This is a genomic window from Streptomyces sp. NPDC059456, assembly GCF_042750055.1.
Lineage (GTDB): Bacteria > Actinomycetota > Actinomycetes > Streptomycetales > Streptomycetaceae > Streptomyces.
On the sequence record NZ_JBHYVA010000267.1, the window covers coordinates 1 to 5,351 of the forward strand.

Consider the following 5,351-nt stretch of genomic DNA (forward strand, 5'->3'; position numbering starts at 1 on the left):
GGGGCGGTGGGGTCCTGGCCGGAGGGGGCGAGCAGGGCCTGGGCCTCGATGGGGTCGCCGAGGGTGGTGCCGGTGCCGTGGGCCTCGACGAGGTCGACGTGGGCGCCGGGGATCTCGGCGTTGGCCAGGGCCTGGCGGATCACCTTCTGCTGGGCGGGGCCGTTGGGCGCGGTGAGCCCGTTCGAGGCGCCGTCCTGGTTGATCGCGGAGCCCTGGATCACCGCGAGGACCTCGTGGCCGTTGCGGCGGGCGTCGGAGAGGCGCTCCAGGAGGATCACGGCGGCGCCCTCGGCCCAGCCGGTACCGTCGGCGGAGTCGGAGAACGCCTTGCAGCGGCCGTCCGGGGACAGGCCCTTCTGCTTGCTGAACGCGACGAACGGGGACGCGGTCGACATGATCATCACACCGCCGGCCAGGGCGAGCGTGCACTCGTTCTGGCGCAGGGCCTGCGCGGCGAGGTGGATGGCCACCAGGGAGGAGGAGCAGGCGGTGTCGACGGTGAAGGCGGGACCTTCCAGGCCCAGGGTGTAGGAGACCCGGCCGGAGATGACGGACGAGGCGCGGGAGGTCGCCATGAACGCCTCGACGGCCTCCGGGACGCCTTCCTCGTAGTCGCCGTAGTCCTGGATGCCCGAGCCCATGTAGACGCCGACCTGGCCGCCCCGCAGGGTCTGCGGGTCGATGCCGGCGCGCTCGAACGCCTCCCAGGACACTTCGAGGACGAGCCGCTGCTGCGGGTCGGTGCCCTCCGCCTCCAGCGGGCTGAGCCCGAAGAACCCGGGGTCGAACATGCCGGCGTTCTCCAGGAAGCCGCCCTGGTGGACGTAGCTCGACCCGGGGGCGTCGGGGTTCGGGTCCATCAGGGACTCGAGGTCCCAGCCACGGTCGGTGGGCATGCCCGCCACGGCGTCGCGGCCTTCGGCCACCAGCTGCCACAGCTCTTCCGGCGTGGTGATCCCGCCGGGGTAGCGGCAGCTCATGGCCACGATCGCGATCGGCTCCCGCGCCTGAGCCTCGACGTCCTGGAGCCGCTGCCGGGTCTGGTGCAGATCGGCCGTGACTTTCTTCAGGTAGTCGAGGATCTTCTCGTCATTTGCCATGTCGGGTCTCACCGAGTCCTTTTGATGAATGTGTCGGCTACGTGCTCGGGGCTCGGTCAGGCCAGGCCGAGTTCTCTGTCGATGAAGGCGAAGACGTCGTCCGCCGAAGCGGATTCGAGCTGGTCGCGGACCATCTCGCCGGTTCCCTGGAGGTCGGTGAGCCTGCCGACCAGGGCTTGCAGCCGCGAGGTGATCCGGCTGGACCGGATCTGTTCGATGTCGAGGGAGGCGGCGAGCTCCTCGAAGCGGTCCAGCTCGGTCAGCACGTCGGCGGGGCCGCCGTCGCCGTCCTGGAACAGCTCGGTGCGCAGGAACGCGGCCAGCGCGGCGGGGGTCGCGTAGTCGAAGACCATCGTGCTCGGCAGGTTCGCGCCGGTCGCCTCGCTCAGGCGGGCCCGCAGTTCCACGGCGGCGACGGAGTCGAAGCCGAGGTCCTCGAAGGCGCGGGTCGGTTCGAGTTCGGCCGGGGAGTCGTAGCCGAGCAGGGCGGCGACCTTGCCGCGGACCAGGTCCAGCAGGGCGCGGGTCTGCTCCGCCTCCGGCTTGCCGGCCAGCGAGGCCACCAGTGCGGATCCGCCGCCCGCGGCCGCCGGGCCGGCGGCACCGGCGAGGATGTCGCGCACCTCGGGCAGGGCGTTCAGCAGCGGGCGGGGCCGGGCCAGCGTGTACGTGGGGACGAACCGCTCCCAGTCGAACTCGGCGACCACGAGGTGGCTTTCCTCGTGCTCGACGACCTGGCGCAGCGCGCCGACCGCGATGGAGGGCCGCATGGCGGGCGCGCCGATCCGGCGCATCATCGCGCCGAGTTCGGCGTCGACCATGCCGCCGTCCCACGAGCTCCAGGCGACGGAGGTCACCGTACGGCCCTGGGCGCGGCGCCGGTGGGCGAGGCCGTCGAGGTGGGCGTTGGCCGCGGCGTAGGCGCTCTGGCCGGCGCTGCCCCATACGGCGGCGCCGGAGGAGAACAGGACGAAGGCGTCCAGCGGGCGGTCGGCGAGGAGTTCGTCGAGGAGGACGGCTCCGGTGACCTTGGCGTGGCCGACCTCGGCGAACTCTTCGAGGGAGAGGTCGGCGAGCGGGGCGATGCGCTGCATGGCGCCGGCGGCGTGGATGACGGCGGTGAGCGGCTGGTCCTCGGGTACGGAGTCCAGGACGCGGGAGAGGGAGGCGCGGTCGGTGACGTCGCAGGCCTCGATGCTCACGCGGGCGCCGAGGGCCGTCAGTTCGGCGACGAGCTCGTCGGTGCCGGCGGCGGCGCTGCCGCGGCGGCTGGTGAGCAGCAGGTGCCCGGCGCCTTCGGCGGCGAACGTACGGGCCACGTGGGCGCCGAGGCCGCCGGTGCCGCCCGTGATGAGGACGGTGCCGTGCGGCTGCCAGGTCCGCCGGGGCTCCTGCCCGGCGAGGGGGGCGCGCACGAGGCGGCGTACGAAGGCGCCCTGCGGGCGGAGCGCGACGGCGTCCTCTCCGGAGGCGCCGGTCAGCAGCGAGCACAGCTGCCGGGCGCTGCCGGCGTCGACGGCGGCGGGCAGGTCGACGATGCCGCCCCAGGTCTGCGGGAGGTCGAGGGCGAGGGCGCCGGCGAGGCCCCACAGGGGGGTCTGGGCGACGGACGTCACCTCGTGCGAGCCGGCCACGGCGGCCGCCCCGGAGGTGGCGACCCACAGCGGGGTGGTCAGCCCGGCGTCGCCGTGCGCCTGGACCAGGGTGAGGGTGGCGGCCAGGCCCCGGGAGAGGCCGGGGTGTCCGGGGTGCGGGCGCTCGTCGAGGGAGAGCAGCGAGAGCACGCCGGCGGCGGTGCGGCCGCGCAGCGCCTCGGTGAGCGCGGCGCGGTCCGGTCCGTCGAGCTCGACCGTCTCGGGGGTGGCCCCGGCGTCGGCGATGCCGGCCAGCACGGCGGCGACCCGCGGGTCGGCGGCCGTCTCCCGGGTCACGGCGACGAGCCAGGTGCCGGTCAGGGCCGCGGCGGGCAGGGCGTCGGGGGCGGGCTGCCAGACGACGCGGTAGCGCCAGGAGTCGAGGGTGTACGCGTCGTGGTGGCGGCGGCGCCACTTCGAGAGGGCGGGCAGCACCTCGTGCAGCGGGTCGGCGGCGATGTCCAGCCGGCCGGCGAGCGTGTCGACGTCCGCGTGCTCGACGGCGTCCCAGAAGGCGGTGTCGGCCGGGTCGGCCGCGCCGCCGCCGGCGCCCGCGGCGAGCAGGCCGGGGGTGGCGGGGACGGTGTCGGCCCAGAAGCTGCGGTGCTGGAACGGGTACGTGGGCAGCGCGAGGCGGCGGGCCGGGCCGCCGGAGAGGGCGGCCCAGTCCAGGGCGGCGCCGCGGGCGAAGGCCTGGGCGACGGCGGCCAGGAGCGTGCGCGCCTCGTCGCGGCCGCGGCGCAGGGCGGGTACGGCCACCGCGCCGGTCCCGGCCGTCAGCGAGTCGGCGGCCATCGGGGTGAGCGCGGCGTCCGGGCCCAGTTCGAGGAGGATGCGGGCGCCGTCGGCTTCGAGGGAGCGCAGGGCGTCGGAGAAGCGGACGGCCTCGCGGACGTGGCGGACCCAGTAGTCGGCGCTCTGCAGCTCGCCCGGCCCGGCCGGGCGGCCGGTCAGGTTCGACACGACGGGGATCCGGGCCTCGTTCCAGGTCACGCTCTGCGCGACCCGGCGGAAGTCCTCCAGCATCGGGTCCATGAGCGGGGAGTGGAAGGCGTGCGAGACCCGCAGTTCCTTGGTCTTGCGGCCCTCCTGCCCGAAGTGGGCGGCGATGGCGCGGACGGTGTCCTGCTCGCCGGAGACGACCACCGCGCGGGGACCGTTGATCGCGGCGATGCCGACGCCGTCGGTGAGGTGGGGGCGGACCTCCTCCTCGGTGGCCTGGATCGCGGCCATGGCGCCGCCCGCGGGCAGGGCCTGCATGAGGCGGCCGCGTGCGGTGACGAGGCGGGCGGCGTCGGCGAGGTCGAGGACGCCGGCGGCGTGGGCCGCGCTGATCTCGCCGATGGAGTGGCCGGCCAGCAGGTCGGGGCGCAGGCCCCAGGACCGGACGAGCCGGAACAGGGCGCTCTCGACGGCGAACAGCGCGGGCTGGGCGTAGGCGGTGCGGTTCAGCTCCTCTTCGTCCTCGCCCCACATCACGTCCTTCAGCGGGGTGTCGAGGTGCGCGTCGAGGGCGGCGGCCGCCTCGTCGAGGGCGGCGGCGAAGACGGGGAACGCGGCGTGCAGTCCACGGCCCATGCCCAGGCGCTGGGCGCCCTGGCCGGAGAAGAGGAAGGCGGTGCGGACGTCGGGTTCGGCGACGGCGCGGGCGGCGTCGCCCGGGGTGTCGCCCTCGGCGAGCGCCGCCAGGCCCCGTACGAGCTCGTCGCGGTCCGCGGCGAGCAGGACGGCGCGGTGTTCCAGCGCGGCGCGGGTGGTGGCCAGCGAGAAGCCGAGGTCGCGTACGGGCGTCTCGTCCCCGGCGGCGTCCCGGTCGGCCAGGTGGTCCAGCAGGTTGGCCGCCTGGGCACGCAGCGCGTCGGCGGTCTTCGCCGACAGCGGCAGCAGCGCGGGGGTGGCGGCGCCGGCGCCCCCGGCGGGCGCGGCGTCCTCGGCGGGCGGGGCGTCCTCGGCGGGCGCGGCCTCGATGATGACGTGCGCGTTGGTGCCGCTGAGGCCGAACGCGGAGACGGCGGCGCGCCGCGGCTGCCCGGTCTCGGGCCAGGCGACGGCCTCGGTGAGCAGCCGGATGTTCCCGGCGGACCAGTCGACCTTGGGGGTCGGCTCGTCGACGTGCAGGGTCTTGGGCAGGACGCCGTGGCGGATCGCCTCGACCATCTTGATGATGCCGCCGACGCCGGCCGCGGCCTGCGCGTGCCCGATGTTCGACTTGATCGAGCCCAGCCACAGCGGCCGGTCCGCGGGGCGGCCCTTGCCGTAGGTGGCGAGCAGCGCCTGCGCCTCGATCGGGTCGCCGAGGGTGGTGCCGGTGCCGTGCGCCTCGACCGCGTCGACCTGGTCGGCGGTGAGCTGCGCACCGGCCAGCGTCTGCTCGATCAGCCGCTGCTGGGAGGGGCCGTTGGGGGCGGTGATGCCGTTGGAGGCGCCGTCCTGGTTGATGGCGGAGCCGCGGATGACGGCGAGCACGGGGTGGCCGTTGCGGCGGGCGTCGGAGAGCCGTTCGACGACGAGCATGCCGGCGCCCGCGCCCCACCCGGGGGCGGCGGCGGCCGCGGCGGCTGTCGTTCGCCGGGCGGGGGGGGGGGGGGCGCGCTCCGGGGGGGTCCCCGCGGAGGGG

1 protein-coding gene and 1 pseudogene are annotated in these 5,351 nt (G+C 75.7%); both read right to left on the reverse strand.

The genetic code is table 11. From position 1 onward, the window contains the following. Window positions 1-1,100: beta-ketoacyl synthase N-terminal-like domain-containing protein (locus tag ACFXA3_RS22620; RefSeq protein ID WP_385189313.1), on the reverse strand; the 1,100-nt coding region annotated here is incomplete at its 3' end. Between the two features lie 56 nt (window positions 1,101-1,156). Next, window positions 1,157-5,269, reverse strand: a pseudogene (locus ACFXA3_RS22625) (SDR family NAD(P)-dependent oxidoreductase); the annotation flags it as partial. Window positions 5,270-5,351 lie beyond the last annotated feature (82 nt).